Source organism: Shewanella sp. Pdp11, assembly GCF_002838165.1.
Classification (GTDB): Bacteria; Pseudomonadota; Gammaproteobacteria; order Enterobacterales; family Shewanellaceae; genus Shewanella; species Shewanella hafniensis.
Genome location: NZ_CP015194.1, coordinates 4,057,073 through 4,076,195, shown reverse-complemented (window position 1 = coordinate 4,076,195; position 19,123 = coordinate 4,057,073). Strand labels below are relative to the sequence as shown.

Sequence of the window (19,123 nt, the reverse complement as noted above, 5' to 3'; positions counted from 1 at the left end):
CAGTCTAAGGTGTTTCTAAGTACCTAACTTCGTTTACTCAGCACTGTTGCTGCAGTTTTCTTTCACAGTGCTTAAGTGATTTCACATCAAAAATTTCTCATTTTTAATGAATTGCCTTGACCTTGTTAATAAGTAAATGGGATATCATAGCTGTTAATTTGCCGAGCTGCGGCGGGGCAAATATATATGGAACACTGCGCATTCCTTTTTCCGTTGGAGCCTTCATGGAACAGTCGAGTTTACTCACGTCGGTGCTGCTATTTTTATTGGCGGCGGTTATTTTTGTTCCTTTAGGTAAACGTTTTGGCGCTGGCCCGATCCTTTCCTATCTAGCTGCAGGCATCATTTTAGGCCCTGGTGGCATGGCCTTAGTTTCTGATCCTGCTGCTGTGTTGCATTTTGCCGAGTTAGGTGTGGTACTTATGCTGTTTGTACTTGGACTCGAATTGAATCCAAGTAAATTATGGGAACTTCGCAGTGCTATCTTTGGTTTAGGCAGTGGTCAGCTGTTGTTGTCATGGGCTGCGATTGGAGGTTTGGCTTGGGGCTTTGGCTTGTCTATTGAGGCGGCTTTAGTGGTTGGCGCCGCGCTATCTTTATCATCGACAGCCTTTGCCGTGCAGTTAATGAGTGAGCATAGGTTGCTCACAACCCCACTTGGACGTGATGCTTTTGGGGTCTTGTTAATGCAAGATCTTGCGGTTATCCCTATGTTGCTGCTGACAGCATATTTGGCGCCCAATTCTGCTCAGATTGAACATCATGCGGTGCCTTGGTACTGGACGTGTCTTGCGCTCGTTGGTTTTGTGTTAGTTGGAAAATATTTACTGCCTAAATTCCTTAAACTAGTGGCAAGCAGTGGGGTGCGTGAAGTGCTCACCGCTTTTGCATTATTGCTGGTGATGGGCAGCGCTGAGTTAATGGAGTGGTTGGGACTTTCTGCGGGCATGGGGGCATTTTTGGCGGGTATTATGCTCGCTAACTCAAGTTATCGGCACCAGCTCGAAACTGACATAGAACCTTTTAAAGGCTTATTGCTTGGGCTGTTTTTCATGGCGGTCGGTATGAGTATGGATTTGAAGTTATTACTATCAGATCCGTTACTTATCTTAGGAATTTTAATGGCGATGTTGCTGATTAAAACCTTTGTGCTGATGGTGTTGGGCCGTATTCGGCACCACAAATGGCGACCGAGTATTGCACTAGGGTTGATCCTTGCAGAAGGCGGTGAATTTGCCTTTGTGCTGTTATCTCAGGCGCAGCTATCTGGTATTGTCGGCGATAAAATTGCGCAAGTCCTTGTGCTTGCTATTGGTTTGTCTATGGCGGTGACGCCGATATTGTTTACCCTGTTTCGCGCAACTAAAGCCAAAGTGGTGGATACTCGCTTGCCAGATACGATTAATGTCACCGAATCTGAAGTGGTGATTGCTGGATTTGGTCGAGTAGGCCAGATCACCGGGCGTATTTTGGCCTCATCAGGTATCCCTTTTGTCGCCTTGGATAAGGATGCGAGTCATGTGGATGTGATTCGTAAATACGGTGGTGAAGTGTATTTTGGTGATGCCAGACGCTTAGACATGTTGATGTCGGCGGGGATTGCTCGCTCGCGTTTACTATTGCTTGCCGTGGACAGTGTTGAAGATTCTATTGAAATTGCTCAGCAAGTGAAAACGCATTTTCCCCATATCAACATAGTCGCGCGGGCGAGGGACCGTAACCATGCTTATCGTTTGATGAGCCTTGGGGTGACAGATGTCTTTCGTGAGACCTTTGGCTCGGCGCTGTCGGCCAGCGAGAAGATCCTTCAAGGTCTAGGTTTATCTCAGGTACAAGCCAACGAGCGGGTAAAAATCTTTGCTGAGCATGATAAGAAACTGGTGATTGCCAGTGCGGCTCATCAGAATGATTTAGCGACGTTAATCAATCTATCGAACAAGGGTAAGGCAGAGTTAGAATCCCTTATGCGCGGCGATAGGGAGAATGTGAGCTAATGTTGTCACTCTGATTTGGATATAAAAAGAGAGCATAAATGCTCTCTTTTTATTGGTTTAAAACATCAAATTTAACGCTGATGTTTAGGTGTTAAAAGCTATAGCTGTATTGCAGTTTGACGTTGCGTTCTTCACCCGGCATACCACCGAGGAACATGGCTTTACTGTAATAGTCTTTATTGAAAAGGTTATTGATGTTCAGCTGGATTTTCCAAGAATCCGCGTTGAAGCTCACCGCCGAGTCGACAACGGTATAGCTAGGCACATAACCGTCTGGAATACCAAATGAGCTAGAGTGTGTACTACGATCATCGACAAATTTAGCACCAAGGCTTAATTCGATTGGGCTTGATAAGCTAAACCAATCGGCGCCATAGGTCACCCAAGCACTGGCAGTGACATAAGGTACGCCTTTTTGTCGGCTATTATAGGTTAAAGTATTTGGATTTTGTTTATCCCTTGCATCTTGGTACATGCCGTTGAGGTTAACGCGCCATTGATCATTAAGATGGGCATTGAGATCGAGTTCGACCCCCTGAGTATCTTCGCTGCCATCGTAAAAGTACACGGGTACTTCTGGTCCTGATACGCCTACTTTATATTCTTCATTCGTATAAGGCACATTGGTTCGTGAGCTTTTAAAGAGCACCAATGATGCGAGCATTTGATCATCAAAGGCTTTAAAGCGCATACCCAGATCATTGCTTACCGATTCTGAATCTTCACGGTCAGTATTTTTGCCGGTCACAGAGCCTAATATACTGTAAGCCGTGCGCCCCTTTGAGTGGTTCACAAAGAAAGATAAATCGTCCGTTGGCATATAAGTTAAACCTAGATTATAGGTGATGCCGTTATCCGTAGTGTCCTCTTCCTGCGTCGCAGCAGCTTGACTTGCACTATAGCGTTCATCGACACCTAAGTGTTCATAACTTTGTTTTATCTCGTTAAAGGCAACGCCTACACGTGTGGTAAAGCCATGTCCTAAATATCCCACGTGTTGTACACCCAAACCCCAAGCGCTGACTTTTTTGTCATAGTTCGCAGTCTTGAGTGGGTCATAGTCCTCAAACTTGCCTGTACCCCAGTTAGGATTACGGATGTCGTAAATATAAGGCAGGGAACCTTGATAAGTGATTTCTCCATCCTTGTTTTTATAGATTTGATCGGCATCGAAGATAGAATATTGCTGGAAGCGAATATTACGGTCTTCATAGTTGGCATTGACCAATAATTCATTATCTATATTGCCGATTTGGAAGTCATAACGTAGATCGGCAAAGTACTGCCAAGACGTTTCGTCGGCATCGACTTTACGGTATTCCTGACGTCTTGCGGCAAAAGGATAAAGTACGCCATTTTCAACTAATGGCGCGCGGGGATCTGTGTTGATCGGGTTTTTGCCTTGTTTCCAGTAGACGTAGTTATAGGCACCAGTTTGGCGTGCAAAACCTGACGTGTAGTCACGATACTGCAACTGCTGATTAAGAAACAGATTATCGTTGAAGTAAATATTATGGGTCAGTTTAAATCTTAATTCTTCACCCTCATTGTCCTTCGCCATCGGCGAAATAAGCCCTGCATCACCAAACGAATAGGGGGTTAAGCCGTCAGCGCCCGACAACGAGGCCGCTAACTGCTGACGCTGTGCATCGGTGAGTTGTAGACCATTACCGTTGGGATCATTAACCAGATCTTGCCACGTGACCTCGCCCGCGCTCTTACCGCCGACAGATTCTGCATTGTAAATCCGAATCGGGTGACCAATTGAATCAACGGCAATAGCATCTTTGATGTAAGCGCCTGAAAGCATTACATCTTGGCTATCACTTAATACCCATTTTAAGGCGCCATAGATTTCGTCTCTGTCTGTACCTATATCGCGATACCCATCACTGCGGCCAGATTTGGCCACTAAACGGTAGGCGACATCATCACTCAGGCCGCCCGTGCTATCCAGAGCAAGGGAGTAGGTGTCCCATTGGCCCATTTCGGCGCTGAACTTATGCTTTGACTCAAACTGTGGTTTCTTTTCAATCAGATTAATCACGCCACCAGCACTTCCCATGCCATAGAGTCCGGTCGCTGGGCCTTTTAATACTTCAACGGATTCAACGTTGGTTAAAGAGCGCGTGGGGTTGAAGGTATTACCAAGGCCAGCACCGCCATACATACCGTCATAGGTGTAATTTGCGCCTAAACCACGGATGACTATGTTGTCACCAATGCCATAGTTATTTCCCGCTTGAGTTACGCCACTGATGTTACGGATCAAGTCCTGCAGATTATCAGTGCCTTGGGTTTCGATCAGCTCTTGGTCAACAATCACTACAGCTGCTGGGGTTTCCATAAGAGACATGTCGGACTTAGTTGCCAGCCCTGAATTCTTCACTACTGAGTTCTGTCTGCCATAAACCGTGATGCGCTCAACGTTGGCTTCAGCATTTGCTGATATCGAGTTGGCTTCGGCGTGTGCGGTTTGCGATAAAACAGAAAGGCAGGCGAGTGCAGTTAGCGACAAACGAAATGGTTTCATTAATGGTTCCCCCAAATAAATAGGTCGCGAATAGTAATGATTTGCATTTAAGTTGGCAACAAATGTTTCAGTTGTTATTGTCAAAATGTGCAGTGCTGCCAATAAATGCTGCGAAATGGCATCTTTGTCAGCAAACCGATAATGGGCTCTAGCAAGAGAGAAACGTCATAAATGGGCGGGTTTACGCTCCATCCCGTTGTAATTTCAAATTTGTTTCATTTTTTTTATAAAAAAGTGATTTATTTTTTGAGTTAACCATTACATCCCACCTTGTTGATCGGGAAACGCAACCTAGTGCTAAGCGGGTATTGTACTTAGCCATTGTTGCGTTTACGTAAACGTCAAAATGAAACGGTCGTTTAAATTATTGGTGATGGTCGCAGTCATTATCATTATGATTTATATGGATTTAGCTTGCTTCCCTCTAGGTTAGTTCAAAACATCGAGTATTTTCTACTTAGGTCTAATAGGATAAAAATACTGTATTTATAAGTTTACTTTTAGTTATTTAATTACGTAAATAATTACGTTGCGTATTGGTTGGTAAAGTTGTCTGACAAATTACATTCAACTTGGATTGTTAAATGTGATCCAAATGTTTAATCCTTTTTTAATTAAGTGTTTAGATTTGATTTTTGTGCTTGGTCAGACCAATTTTAGTATGAGTTTTACTAAGGCTAATGCTCGTTTTTGTCAATCTTGGACTGTTGCAAATACAAACGTTTGTCGGTAAGTTTTAGTTCGAAACAAACATTTGATGGTTTTTTGGTGAGTTTATAAGCCGTAGTGATTGGGGATGCTACTGCTTTATATGTCAGCGTTAAGCCTGTGATAGTGGAGCCTCTTGGGAGGGCATCAAGATGACGGAACACACTTTGAGTGAACAGCAATTGAATTCGACACTGGGTAAAGCTACAGCAAATGCCACCCTTAATATTGTGGGTCGTGACATTCCAGGCCAAGAAGTCATCTTTACCGAAGGGGCTGTCGCCTTACTCGAATCCCTTTGTCGTGAGTTTGCCGACGAAGTACCCGCCTTACTCGCTAAACGTAAAGATAAGCAAGCGCGTATCGATAAAGGATCATTACCTGACTTTTTGCCTGAAACCCGCGCTATTCGTGATGGTGCATGGCAAATTCGCGGTATTCCCGATGACTTACTCGATCGCCGCGTAGAAATCACAGGTCCCGTTGAACGTAAGATGGTGATTAACGCGCTCAACGCCAATGCCAAAGTGTTTATGGCCGACTTTGAAGATTCCTTAGCACCGAGCTGGGAAAAAGTTGTCGAAGGTCAAATCAACCTACGCGATGCCGTGCGTGGTGATATTGAGTACACAGCGCCGGACACGGGTAAGCACTATAAATTAGGGCCAAATCCTGCAGTGCTTATTTGCCGCGTTCGTGGTCTGCACCTTAAAGAAAAGCACGTGCAGTTTAATGGCAAAGCGATTCCTGGCTCACTGTTTGATTTCGCACTGTATTTCTACCACAACTATCGCCAACTTTTGGCCAAGGGCAGTGGCCCATACTTTTATATTCCTAAGTTAGAAAGTCATATTGAAGCGCGCTGGTGGGCAAAAGTGTTTGCTTTTGTTGAGGAAAGGTTTTGTCTGCAAGCGGGCACGATTAAATGTACTTGCTTGATTGAGACTTTGCCTGCCGTGTTCGAAATGGACGAAATTCTCTATGAACTACGTTCCAATATCGTCGCACTGAACTGTGGTCGTTGGGATTACATCTTCAGCTACATCAAAACATTAAAGCGTCATAGCGACCGAGTCTTACCGGATCGCCAAGCCGTCACTATGGATACGCCTTTCTTAAGCGCTTATTCAAGGCTCTTGATTAAGACCTGCCACAAACGCGGTGCGTTAGCGATGGGCGGCATGGCAGCCTTTATTCCAGCTAAAGATCCGGTTCAGAACGAAGCGGTATTGCAGCGGGTTCGTCGAGATAAAGAACTAGAGGCGCGTAACGGCCACGATGGTACTTGGGTGGCGCACCCAGGTCTTGCCGATACTGCTATGGGGATTTTCAACGAATACATAGGCCAAGATCACTGTAATCAATTACATATTACCCGTGATGTCGATGCGCCAATTCTGGCTAGCGAACTGCTTAAAACCTGCGACGGTGAGCGCACCGAACAGGGGATGCGCCTGAACATTCGTATCGCACTGCAGTATTTAGAGGCGTGGATCAGCGGCAACGGTTGCGTACCTATTTACGGCTTAATGGAAGATGCGGCTACGGCTGAGATTTCTAGAGCCTCAATTTGGCAATGGATCCAACACGGTAAGTCGCTATCAAACGGTAAACTCGTGACCAAGCAACTCTTTAAAGACATGTTGGTTGAAGAGCTGTCGAACGTGAAAAAAGAAGTGGGTAGCGACAGATTCACCCATGGCAAATTCACCCAAGCGGCGGTGTTGCTCGAAGACATTACCACCTCCGACGAGCTGGTCGATTTCTTAACCTTACCCGGTTACGAAATGCTGACAGCCTAGGATGAACCCATTTGCTTCACCCGTTTTAGGTAAAACAGATTTAGCCGTGGCGGGGCTACCGCCAACCAAACCATTTAGCAGAGTGAAACTGGGGGGCAGTTTCACGCTAGCTACAACATCAAAGAGAAAGGAGCGACACTATGACTAAGGCAACGACTCAGACTTCACGTCAAGAACAGATTGATGCAATCAAGCGAGATTGGGCAGAAAACCCACGTTGGAAAAACGTGCGTCGTCCTTACACCGCAGAAGAAGTGGTTGCGCTTCGCGGTTCAATCGTGCCTGAGAATACTATCGCTAAGCGTGGTGCGGCTAAGTTATGGGAACTGGTTAACGGCGGCGCTAAAAAAGGCTACGTGAATTCGCTCGGCGCGTTAACGGGCGGTCAAGCGGTACAACAGGCGAAAGCGGGTATCGAAGCGATTTACCTTTCAGGTTGGCAAGTGGCTGCCGATGCTAACTTAGCCGGCACTATGTACCCAGATCAATCTTTATACCCAGCCAACTCTGTGCCGGCTGTGGTATCACGTATCAATAACTCTTTCCGTCGTGCTGACCAAATTCAGTGGGGCAATGGCGTTAATCCAGAAGATGAAAAATTTGTTGATTACTTCCTGCCAATTATTGCTGACGCAGAAGCGGGTTTTGGCGGCGTATTAAATGCCTTCGAACTGATGAAGTCGATGATTGACGCGGGCGCTGCCGGCGTTCACTTTGAAGATCAGTTAGCTTCAGTGAAAAAATGTGGTCACATGGGCGGCAAAGTATTAGTGCCAACCCAAGAAGCGGTTCAAAAGTTGGTTGCTGCACGTTTAGCGGCGGATGTGAGCGGTGTCGATACACTGGTTATCGCCCGTACCGATGCGAACGCGGCCGATTTGTTAACTTCAGATTGCGACCCATACGACCGTGATTTCGTGACTGGCGAGCGTACCAATGAAGGTTTCTACCGTGTTAAAGCGGGTCTTGACCAAGCGATTTCTCGTGGTCTGGCCTATGCCCCGTATGCGGATTTGATTTGGTGTGAAACCGCCAAACCAGATTTGGAAGAAGCGCGTATTTTTGCTGAAGCGATTCATGCCCAATACCCAGATCAACTGCTTGCTTATAACTGCTCGCCTTCATTCAACTGGAAGAAAAATCTGGACGACGCCACTATCGCGCGCTTCCAACAAGCCTTGTCAGACATGGGCTACAAGTACCAGTTCATCACGTTAGCCGGCATTCATAACATGTGGTACAACATGTTCGACCTCGCTTACGACTATGCGCGTGGCGAAGGCATGAAGCATTATGTTGAAAAAGTTCAAGAAGTTGAGTTTGCAGCAGCGAAGAAGGGTTACACCTTCGTCGCGCATCAACAGGAAGTGGGCACAGGTTATTTCGACCAAGTGACTACGGTTATTCAAGGTGGCCATTCATCAGTGACCGCACTGACTGGTTCTACCGAAGAAGAGCAGTTTTAAGCAGTAAGCAGCGCTTAGGATGATCCATTGTGATTGTGGATCACTCCTTAGCACGCCTTATGCTGATGTATGTGGTAAGGCGTGGTTAAAAACTCGAAATAGAGGGCAAGGGCGGACTGTGATGAGTTACCGAGCTTGCAGCCTAAATCTCGAGTCGAGTATGAAAGAGTGTTACCCGTAAGCCTGTGTTTAGCTGCGTTGCAGCTGTTGTTCCCCCGTGCAGTTCGCCTACATGTGCTGTGCGGGTTTTTAAGTCAAATTTTGTGACTTAACTTCCTACCCAGTAAGTTTTTGCTTGCCTTAGCTTGGCGACTCTATGAGTCGCTATTTTTTTGCTTATTGGTTCACGATTGCGCTGATTAATATGGTGCAAGTCTGATCCAACTCTGATGCGACTTGGTGCAATAATCGGATTATTTTACAGCAGCCTATTGCTATATTATTGTTATTTAATGGCTATTAATTGTGGCCTGAAAAATGCTCTGAATACAGTGGGAAGTTATAGCGCATTAAAGCTGATTGCTGGCATTCACATTGAGGTCACCGCCATGAAATATTACAGTCGCCGTTTAGTTAAACCTGAACATTTAAATCCAGCAAATACCCTGTTTGGCGGTCAGTTGCTCAGTTGGATAGATGAGGAGGCCGCCATTTTTGCAGCTTGCCAGATGAAGAGCACTAGCCATGTGACTAAGCTGATTTCTGAAATCAACTTTATGACGCCAGCGCATCAAGGGGATGTGATTGAGTTTGGTCTGGAGCTGGTGAGTCTCGGCCACAGCTCGATTACTGTCAGCTGCCAAGTGCGCAATAAGATGACGCAGGCGCCAGTGGTGAGTATAGATAAGATGGTGTTTGTGCATGTGAATGCCCAAGGATTGCCTGTGCCCCATGGTATTCGGGCGAATGCGGCTTAGCGGCCTTAGTGCTAAAAATACATTATGCTTGAATAGGTCAGACGCTTAAAACAGACAGTGACGCCTAGGCGTCACTGTGATTAATCTTTGGTTAAATCTTCTTTGACCGATTTAACCGCATCCCGCGAGGCATGACCTATGGCTTTGGTGGTGTCTCGAGTCGCGTGGCCTATCTCTTTGGTGACATCTTTAGTGGTTGTGCCTATGGCACGGCCTGCGTCCTTTAAATCCGCACAGGCGGATGTCGCGAGTAATAAAGGAATAATAATGAGCGTCGCTTTATTCATTGTGATGCTAATCCTCAATTTAAGTTCGTAACTCAATTTACTGGGCCTGCCAATTTTACAGTGCCAAATAACATTCGGGACAATATAACAGATCTTGAGCTGAATCACGCTATGACGACATTATCTGCCGAGTCGCCGTTGCAATGCTTCAGGGTGAGTGTCAACCGAGTGAGCGAAACAAAGAGTATTAAATGACGTAGTGGATTGAGTTATCAAATTCGACAAATAAAAACGCCAGTGGCGTTTTGCGCACTGGCGTCTAAGGTCGCTAAATAATACTGCAAAGATTATTCGAGTTTGGCTAAGCGTTGTTGATAGTCTTCAATCAGGTGCTGCATGATTTCTTCTGGCGCCGCATCGTCACAGCAATCGTCTAAAAAGATTTTAAAGGTGACTAGGGCATGGCCGTCATTTTTGAGTCTGTCACTCTGCATCGAGAAGTAGGCATCTTCATTTTCGGCTTTACGAACCACAAACTTATTTGTTTCGAAGGTTTTTTCCCCAGAAAGCTCGTGCCATTTAGTGATGCGATTTAACGCGATCTCACAGGACTGGTTCATTTCAATATGATTTAACCAAGTAACGGGATGTTCAGGATCTTTGTAATGTGGACATCTAACTGTGTAGTTATATACATGGGTGATTGCAGTCATAGCGTACCTACCTGTTCGAGGATATTGTTGCCATCATAGGCATCGTTTTTGAATTCGGTCAATCATTAATTAAGTCTATTTAGCCTTGATGTTTTTTGACGGAGAAGGATAGTTACTGCATGAAAATTAACCATTTACTTAATCTGTCATGTCTCTATTTAGCATGAGTTTTACGCCAATAACTTTGTGCTAGATCTCAGTTTTGGGTGAAGTTTCGCTTTTGCTGAATTACTGATTAATAAAGCAACAACTTGGTCGTCAGTAAGTCTTATTGAGTGTAAGTGATAAAAAGAGCAAACAGCGGAGTAAATAGGTTAATTAAGCTTTGATGGGCATAATACGATTAAGTGGCAGTAAAAGTGGTTGCAGTGAAAACGCAGAAGCTAGAATGGACAGAGGCCCATTCGTTAGAACGGGCCTCTCAGCTGGCTTCATCTTTTGCAGGGAAAAAGCGAACTGGGGCAATCTTATCGGATCTGTAACAGTCTGTAACCCACAGAGATCACGTTTTTTATATCATTTTGCTATGAATATTTGAGGTTCAGATCTTTTCTTCTTGAATATGCGAATTTGTGAGTGTTTTGTCAGTGCAAAGGTGCATAGACACTGAGTTTTATGTTGGTTTTTGTTGCTCAATTTTTAAGATAGCAACCTTGTCGATACTGGTAGAAAAAAGGCCCCAATAGTGCAGTGATATTCTGTGCACTATTGGAGCCTAAAACGCATTCATTGGAGGATGAAGTCGTGTTTATGCACTAGCAGGACAATCAGTCCTTATCCAGCAAGTTAGCGCACGATTGCTGTGCGATAACTTGCGATTGATAAAGTATGTCGATTACAGCGCGCAACTACAGCGCATTAGTGAAGATCTGACAGATTTCCGCATGGGTCGCTTGTTTTGGATTGGTGAATCCACAGGCATCTTTTAACGCGTTATCCGCAAGTGTTGGAATATCTTCCGCTTTCACGCCTAATAAGGTCAGGTTTTCTGGGATCTTAACTGCCACAGACAGTTTTTTGATTGCCGCTATCGCCGCACTGGCACCTTGCTCATCTGTCATCGCAGACACATCCACACCCATAGCCTTAGCAATGTCTTTTAAGCGAGCAGGGACGACCTGAGCATTGTATTCCTGCACATGGGGCAGCAGCAGGGCGTTACACACACCGTGGGGCAGATCGTAGAAACCGCCTAACTGGTGCGCCATCGCATGCACATAACCTAAGCTGGCATTGTTAAACGCCATACCCGCTAAGAACTGAGCGTAGGCCATTTGTTCACGGGCGTTGATGTCTTGACCGTTTTCAACCGCGTTGACTAAGTTAGCCTGAATCAATTCTATGGTCTTGATCGCACAGGCGTCGGTGATCGGATTGGCTGCAATAGACACATAGGCTTCAACCGCGTGAGTGAGTGCATCCATACCGGTTGCGGCCGTGAGGCTCGCAGGTTTTTTCAGCATGAGCTCAGGGTCATTGACCGACAGCAAAGGCGTAGTGTGTTTATCGACAATCGCCATTTTAATGTGGCGGGCTTCGTCGGTAATGATACAGAAGCGCGTCATTTCACTGGCAGTACCTGCCGTCGTATTAATGGCCACTAATGGCAATTGTGGTTTTGCGGATTGATCTAACCCTTCGTAATCCTTAATGCTGCCGCCATTGGTGGCAACAAGGGCGATACCTTTGGCGCAATCATGGGGTGAGCCGCCACCGAGTGAAATCACAAAGTCACAATTGTTAGCTTTTAACAGGGCTAAACCGGCTTCGACGTTCGTCACGGTTGGGTTAGGTTGTACGCCATCATAGATGGTGGAGGTAATGCCATTTTGACCGAGTTTTTCGGCCACTTCACCGACTAAGCCAATTTTGACTAAGGGTTTGTCTGTCACTATGAGTGCGTGTTTAAAGCCTAAGGTTTTGATGTCACCGATAGCGTCATCCACTGCGCCTTGGCCTAACACGTTGACAGAAGGAATAAAAAATTTAGCAGCCATAAAATCCACCTATTTGCTTGTAAAGATTAAGTTGTGTTCTTTTCTGGTGATCAAGCTACCAATTTGGAGGTAGTGAAAGTGTGAGCTCGATCGAGTTCGGCGCTTATCTGGGGGCAATTTCCCACTAAAGTTGGAACTCGGTAACTAAACTTCGGACTTTTATGACGGGTATTAGTGTTGGCGTACGATATGGTTTTTCTGGGGGGAGCGCCCGTGGCGAGGCATCATTTCTGTGTGTTTTTTACTGGTCTTTTTATCTCACTTTTCATCCCACTTTTTAGCTAACATTTGACGGCTAAATTGTTAAATCTAACAGAGGTTAAACCTCATTAATACTCTCATTCGTAGCATTAACTCCAGTTAATTAGTTTGATATCTAATATTAATTTATGCGTACTGCTGTGGTTGTGGTAGGGCCGCAAGTCAAAGAAATCTATACATTTATCTTGTTTTTACACATTAATTCTTTTTTACATAACTAACTTGTGAGCTTTGTCACTGTGGTATTTTAGGTTGATAGTTACATCACTAATCATTATCATGATTGTTAATTGAACGTTCAATTAACGTCGTTCAGAGTATTGAGAGAGTGGTTATTCCTTGAGTATTTATGCCTAAAGCCGCAATGAAATTGATACGCAGACAGCAGCTTATCGATGCGACATTAGCATCGGTTGCCTTGCATGGATTGCAGCACACGACTATCAACAGCATTAGTCAGTTGGCGGGGATGTCGTCGGGGATCATCAGTCATTATTTCAGTGGTAAGCAGGGCTTGATCCAAGCGACGCTGCGTCACTTACTCGAGCAGTTAAAGCAGGCGTTGCTCAATCGAATCCAAGGACAAGTGTTGGCGCCAACAGAGCGCTTAATGATGATAGTTGAAGCGAATTTTACCGAGTTACAGCGCTCACGAAATGTCACTCACACTTGGCTGAGTTTTTGGGCACAGGCCGTCCACGATCCCCAGTTAGCCCGTTTGCAGAATATCAATAGTCGCCGCTTATACAGCAATTTACATTTTTCCTTTCGGCACGTGTTGCCCAAAGAGTTTGCCCTGATGGCTGCTGAGCAAACGGCGGCGATGATCGATGGATTTTGGTTACGCAGCGCTTTAAGTGAAACCCCTGAGCAGGATTTTGTTCAGGCCGAAAAATTATGCAAAACCTTTATCCACAATGTGATAAAGCAGCATGGAGTCAAAACATGTCAGTAGAAGTACAGTACAACTTTATTGCGGGTCAGTTGCTCGCTAACGATAGCGGCGAAACCTTCGACGTCGTCAATCCTGCCACTGGGCAATTGGCGTATCGAGTGCAAGTGGCCGATGAAAAAATTCAGCAAGCGGCCATCGAGAGCGCCAAAAAAGGCTTTGCGATTTGGTCTGCCATGAGTGCCACCGAACGCAGTCGTATTCTGTTAAACGCGGTTGCGTTATTGCGTGCTCGTAATGATGAACTCGCGGCAATCGAAGTGCGCGACACAGGTAAACCTTGGCAAGAAGCCTCAGTGGTTGATGTGGTCACAGGCGCCGATGCTATCGAGTTTTTCGCCCATATTGCCCCAGGGCTTGAAGGCGCGCAGCAGCAAGTCGGTGGGGATTTTTATTACACCCGCCGTGAGCCTTTAGGCATTTGTGCTGGTATTGGCGCCTGGAATTACCCATTACAAATCGCCTGTTGGAAGGCCGCTCCTGCCTTAGCCAGCGGCAATGTGATGATTTTTAAACCTTCGGAAGAAACGCCGCTTGGCGCACTGAAATTAGCGCAACTCTTAAGTGAGGCGGGTTTGCCCGATGGCGTATTTAACGTCGTGATGGGCGATGGCAAGGTTGGCGCTTGGTTAACGGGACATCCGGATATTGCCAAAGTGTCTTTCACTGGTGAAGTCGGTACTGGCAAAAAAGTCATGGCCGCGGCGGCAAGTTCATTAAAAGACGTCACTATGGAACTCGGTGGAAAATCACCGCTTATCGTGTTTGACGATGCCGATATCGACAATGCCGTTTCAGGTGCCATGCTCGGTAACTTCTACACCCAAGGTGAAATCTGCACCAATGGGACGCGAGTGTTTGTCCATGAGTCGGTTTATCAAGACTTTATCGAAAAACTGCTTATGCGTACTCAAACCAATATCGTGGTGGGCGATCCTATGGCGCCAGAGACTAACTTTGGCGCCTTGATCTCCAAAGATCACCAGCAAAAAGTGCTCGATTATATCCAGCAAGGTATCGATGACGGCGCAACGCTGCTCACAGGTGGTACAGCATTAACGCCTGATAATGCTCCCAATGGTTACTTTGTCGCCCCAACTATTTTCACCGATTGCACCGACGATATGCGTATCTGCCAAGAAGAAATCTTTGGCCCTGTGATGTCGGTACTCACCTTTAAAGATGAAGCCGAAGTGATTGCTCGGGCAAACAATACCGCTATGGGCTTGGCCGCTGGGGTGTTCACCCAAGATATCAGCCGTGCCCATCGGGTTATTCATCAGTTACAGGCGGGGATTTGCTGGATTAATGCCTATGGCGCATCGCCAGCTGAAATGCCCGTGGGTGGGTATAAGTTGTCGGGTATTGGCCGTGAAAACGGCAGCGAGACACTCAAGCATTACACCCAAGTTAAAGCCGTTTACGTGGGTCTGCAGCCCTTAGAAAGCCCATTTTAAGGAGGCATTTTGACTCAGTCATTAGAGCAAAAATATTATAACTACATCATAGTTGGCGCAGGCTCAGCGGGTTGTGTGCTCGCTAATCGTCTGTCAAAGGATCCTAAAAACGAAGTGCTGTTAATCGAGACTGGTGGCAGCGATAAGAGCATCTTTATTCAAATGCCGACGGCGTTATCCATTCCGATGAACAGCCCTAAATTTGCTTGGCAGTTTGAAACTGAGCCTGAGCCATATTTAGATAATCGCAAGATGCATTGTCCTCGGGGCAAAGTGCTTGGCGGTTCATCGTCGATCAACGGCATGGTGTATGTCCGAGGTCATGCCAGGGACTTTGATGAGTGGCAGGCACAAGGGGCGACCAACTGGGATTACAGCCATTGCTTGCCGTATTTTAAAAAGGCAGAAACCTGGGCCTTTGGTGGTGATGAGTATCGCGGCGAGTCTGGACCGTTAGGCGTGAATAACGGTAATCAGATGCAAAATCCCTTATACCAAGCCTTTGTTGATGCGGGCATAGCAGCGGGATATTTATCGACCGCCGATTATAATGCGGCGCAGCAAGAAGGTTTTGGTCCCATGCATATGACGGTCAAAAAAGGCGTGCGTTGGTCTACCGCTAATGCCTATTTACGCCCAGCGATGGCTAGACGTAACCTTACTGTGTTAACCCACACCTTAGTGCATAAAGTGTTATTGGAAGGGCAAGCTGCGGTTGGCGTGCGCATTGAGCACAAAGGTAAAGTTGAAGATATTCGTTGTAATAAAGAAGTGATTTTAGCTGCTGGTTCAATAGGTTCGCCGCATTTACTGCAATTATCAGGTATTGGCGATCCCCAAATATTGGCCGATGCAGGGGTCGAGTTACAACATGAGTTACCCGGTGTTGGTCAGAATTTACAGGATCATTTAGAGTTTTATTTCCAATTCAAATGCCTTAAACCGATTTCACTCAATGGCAAGTTAGATCCTTTCAGCAAGTTCTTAATCGGTGCCCGTTGGATTTTAGATAAGTCTGGCCTAGGGGCCACGAATCACTTTGAATCCTGTGGTTTTATTCGCTCAAAAGCGGGCCTCGAGTGGCCAGATTTGCAGTACCACTTTTTACCTGCGGCTATGCGCTACGATGGTAAAGAAGCCTTTGCGGGACATGGTTTTCAGGTGCATGTCGGCCATAACAAGCCTAAAAGCCGTGGTGCCGTGACCTTAGTGTCGGCAGATCCTAAAGCGCCGCCTAAGATCCAGTTCAATTATTTACAGCATCCCGATGATATTGAAGGCTTTAGAGCCTGCGTGCGTTTAACCCGTGAGATCATCAATCAAGCGCCATTCGATGAGTATCGCGGTGAAGAAATTCAACCCGGCACACAAGTGCAAACCGATGCGCAAATCGATGCCTTTGTGCGTCAATCGGTTGAGAGTGCTTATCATCCTTCTTGTTCGTGCAAGATGGGTACAGATGCGATGGCCGTAGTGGATCCCGAAACCCGAGTGCACGGATTGCAGAATTTACGGGTGGTGGATTCTTCTATTTTCCCGACTATCCCGAACGGCAATTTGAACGCGCCGACCATAATGTTGGCTGAGCGCGCTGCGGATATGATTTTAGAGGCTGAGATGTTAGCGCCAGCAGATTGCGCCGTTGTGGTTGCCGACGTTTGGCAAACCACACAAAGAAGCACAGCTACAAGTTAACGCCATAAGTGCACAACATGCCTGCTTGGTCCGTCCTATAGGCGGACTGACGGCTTCAATGTTAAGTGACGCATTAATTGATGACTCAAAACTCATTAATTGATTACTGAAAATAAGGCTCATGATTCATTTTATCTAAAGGGTCGGTCAGCCCGCAGTGAGTGTGCAAATGACCGCTTTCACGACTGAACATCTATCAGGGTTTAACTATCGCAGAGCGCTTTTTAAGTAGCGATATTTAAGGCTTGAGGGCAGAGTGCTGCCTTTAAAAATGATTCAGTTTTTATTATTAAATAAAAACATGGAGTTAAATTTTATGGATTCATATCCTCATGTCTACTTATATCCAGTATCGACTGGGGCGGAGTGCACCCTATGACCTGGTTATTATCCGCAGGAATACTGTTCACTTTTGCCGCGATTGCGTTTGTGATTTATCGCTGGGGTAATATTCGCTGTATCGGGGTGACGCCTGTGCGTGCGTTTACCTTTATCGCGATTCTGTTCACCTCTGGGCTTGATGTCGGCTTGATCATGTTTCCGCTGACCGAGTTTGCCGGTTATGCCAATGTGGCGGCGAGTCCTGAATACGGCTTTACCAATCCGCTGGCGATTGAGTTTGGCTTTTGGGCATTTTTGATTTGGGGTTTCTACTTTTTAACCTGTTTCTATTTTTGTGTGATTGAACCTAGGGTGAAGTTTTTCGACATTCCTTGGGTCAAGTTCATCAATAACATTGTGATAATTGGCACCTGTGCTTTTACCGCCTATTTGTTACTCAGCAATTTACCTTGGTATTTACCCGAATTAGGTGATGGTGAAACCATAATCGGTAGCTTTTATTTAATCGTATTTATGGTCATCGCTGCGGCGGTATATTCCAGTACTAGCATACGTTATGTGCGTATTTTGAGCTTATCGAGCACTTGGTTATTTTTGGGTTTAATTGCCATGATGTGGGCCAATGCATTTTTATCGGCTGACTCGAGTGTGGGCGAGTTCTTTACGACCTTTGCCATGTTGGGTGACTACTTCGGCAATATTCAACATTTTGTGTTACCCATCAACGACTACCATGAGTTTTATTTGTTCTGGTGGTTTGCGTGGAGCATTATGATTGGTCAATTTACCTCGCGCTTTGTCGGTGGAATGAAAACCTACCAAGTGCTGCTGGCCATGATGGTGTTTCCGTCTATCCCCATCGCTATCTGGTTCACTGTGCTTTATTACTACAGCGCCAATGGGTTAGAGACCTCAGGTTTCTATAATCTGGCGATGGTGATTGTAGGGGTGACCTTTGTGATTAATTCACTCGACTCACTGGTACGCCTGTATACCGACAATCTTAATCTGACGATTGAGCGCTTAGGCAAGCTTAAATATGTCAGCTTTAACTTAGTCTTGCTCTGCAGTCTGACACTACTCTTTCAATTAGACTTTCTTCAAATTCAATGGGTTGGTGCAATCGCACTGGGCCTGATCTTTAGCTGTTTTGGTTACATCATGATGACGCAATTGCAAACTGTTCGTGCCATTGAGCGCTCGCCAAAAGAGAACAAAATCGACTTTACTAAAATTGAGTTAGCGAACTAATGGAAAAATTAATAATGAAATCAAAATGTTTTTATCTTGTCGCCGGCGGATTGTTATTGATGTCGACTGCGGCGAATGCCGGATTATCGGCCACTGTGACGGCAACGTCGGATTACACTTTTAACGGTGTCAGCCAAACGGACAGCGGCCCAGCACTGCAAGGCAGTTTGGATTACGGGTTTGATTCGGGCTGGTACGTGGGCGGCTTTACCTCGAACGTCGACTTTGGTGGTAGCGATGATACTTGGTTAGAGCTCGATGCCTATGCGGGTAAGTATTATCAGCTGAATAAACAATTGAGTCTCGATGTCGGGCTGGCCTATTACACCTACCAAGGCGATTCCTTCTCCGATGAGTACAACTATCCTGAGTTGTATAGCAAACTAGGTTACGACACTTCACTTGGCCACTCTGAAGCTAAGTTAACCTATACATGGGACTACTTTGGCTTGGGCGGCGGACATTACACTATGTTGCTCGGCCATACGATTAGCGTTGCCGAGGGCCATGATATTCGCTTCAGTGTTGACCGCTCGACGTCACTCGATGAAGACAAATGGTCATGGGATGGCGGCAAATCCTTCAATCACTATCGCATTGCCTATATGACCAGTTGGAGCGGCTTTGATTTCAGCCTCGCCGCAGAAGATACCAGCATGAACTTAGATACCAGTGATGAGCGTCTAGTGTTGTCGGTATCGCGTCAATTCATGCTGTAATCTAAGGCACTTTTACCATAAAAGTGCCTCCTCTTGGTGAGTTCAGTCGCGCTTTCTGGTAAGGTGCACTCGTTGCTTAGAACGGGGAG

The 19,123-nt window shown here is 45.9% G+C and carries 13 protein-coding genes; 9 read left to right on the top strand and 4 right to left on the bottom strand.

All coding sequences use genetic code 11. The features are described from left to right. Positions 1–224: 224 nt before the first annotated feature. Positions 225–1,994, top strand: coding sequence for a monovalent cation:proton antiporter-2 (CPA2) family protein (locus AYJ58_RS17950; RefSeq protein ID WP_106651164.1), 1,770 nt, complete (start codon positions 225–227; stop codon positions 1,992–1,994). Positions 1,995–2,085: 91 nt separating this feature from the next. Here the strand turns inward: AYJ58_RS17950 and AYJ58_RS17945 are convergent, their stop codons facing one another. Then, the gene (locus AYJ58_RS17945) at positions 2,086–4,527 is read right to left on the bottom strand and encodes a TonB-dependent receptor (RefSeq protein WP_106651163.1); all 2,442 of its coding nucleotides are present in this window, start codon (positions 4,525–4,527) and stop codon (positions 2,086–2,088) included. 860 nt (positions 4,528–5,387) lie between these two features. Between AYJ58_RS17945 and aceB the strand changes: the two genes are divergently transcribed. From aceB to AYJ58_RS17930, 3 genes are all read left to right on the top strand, one after another. Further along, on the top strand, positions 5,388–7,037 hold the full coding sequence (gene aceB / locus AYJ58_RS17940; RefSeq protein WP_106651162.1) for a malate synthase A: 1,650 nt from the start codon (positions 5,388–5,390) through the stop codon (positions 7,035–7,037). A 140-nt stretch (positions 7,038–7,177) separates the two neighbouring features. Next, positions 7,178–8,503 carry an isocitrate lyase gene (aceA, locus tag AYJ58_RS17935; RefSeq protein WP_012588215.1) on the top strand — a complete coding sequence of 442 codons (1,326 nt, stop codon included), beginning with the start codon at positions 7,178–7,180 and terminating at the stop codon, positions 8,501–8,503. 548 nt (positions 8,504–9,051) lie between these two features. Next, the gene (locus AYJ58_RS17930; RefSeq protein ID WP_006080843.1) at positions 9,052–9,420 is read left to right on the top strand and encodes an acyl-CoA thioesterase; all 369 of its coding nucleotides are present in this window, start codon (positions 9,052–9,054) and stop codon (positions 9,418–9,420) included. An 80-nt stretch (positions 9,421–9,500) separates the two neighbouring features. On the opposite strand, the gene AYJ58_RS17925 is transcribed toward AYJ58_RS17930, so the two are convergent. The 3 genes from AYJ58_RS17925 to yiaY all read right to left on the bottom strand — a co-directional run bounded on the left by AYJ58_RS17925 (position 9,501) and on the right by yiaY (position 12,357). After that, on the bottom strand, positions 9,501–9,707 hold the full coding sequence (locus AYJ58_RS17925; protein WP_106651161.1) for a hypothetical protein: 207 nt from the start codon (positions 9,705–9,707) through the stop codon (positions 9,501–9,503). A 287-nt stretch (positions 9,708–9,994) separates the two neighbouring features. Beyond that, positions 9,995–10,360: a hypothetical protein gene (locus AYJ58_RS17920; protein ID WP_028760718.1), complete on the bottom strand. Its 366-nt coding sequence runs from the start codon at positions 10,358–10,360 to the stop codon at positions 9,995–9,997. 848 nt (positions 10,361–11,208) lie between these two features. Next, a complete protein-coding gene (gene yiaY / locus AYJ58_RS17915) occupies positions 11,209–12,357 on the bottom strand; it encodes an L-threonine dehydrogenase (RefSeq protein ID WP_106651160.1) in 1,149 nt (382 codons plus the stop codon). A 610-nt stretch (positions 12,358–12,967) separates the two neighbouring features. Here yiaY and betI point away from each other — a divergent pair. The 5 genes from betI to AYJ58_RS17890 all read left to right on the top strand — a co-directional run bounded on the left by betI (position 12,968) and on the right by AYJ58_RS17890 (position 19,034). Beyond that, complete coding sequence (gene betI, locus AYJ58_RS17910) at positions 12,968–13,573, top strand: transcriptional regulator BetI (RefSeq protein ID WP_006080847.1); 606 nt, start codon at positions 12,968–12,970, stop codon at positions 13,571–13,573. Then, the gene (gene betB, locus AYJ58_RS17905; RefSeq protein ID WP_106651159.1) at positions 13,564–15,027 is read left to right on the top strand and encodes a betaine-aldehyde dehydrogenase; all 1,464 of its coding nucleotides are present in this window, start codon (positions 13,564–13,566) and stop codon (positions 15,025–15,027) included. The genes betI and betB overlap by 10 nt, the downstream gene beginning before the upstream one ends. A gap of 9 nt (positions 15,028–15,036) precedes the next feature. Further along, a complete protein-coding gene (gene betA, locus AYJ58_RS17900) occupies positions 15,037–16,722 on the top strand; it encodes a choline dehydrogenase (RefSeq protein ID WP_106651158.1) in 1,686 nt (561 codons plus the stop codon). 375 nt (positions 16,723–17,097) lie between these two features. Beyond that, entirely contained in the window at positions 17,098–18,315 is a 1,218-nt protein-coding gene (locus tag AYJ58_RS17895; protein ID WP_106651157.1) for a choline transporter, read from the top strand. 14 nt (positions 18,316–18,329) lie between these two features. Beyond that, on the top strand, positions 18,330–19,034 hold the full coding sequence (locus tag AYJ58_RS17890; RefSeq protein WP_106651156.1) for a TorF family putative porin: 705 nt from the start codon (positions 18,330–18,332) through the stop codon (positions 19,032–19,034). The last annotated feature ends 89 nt before the right edge of the window (positions 19,035–19,123 follow it).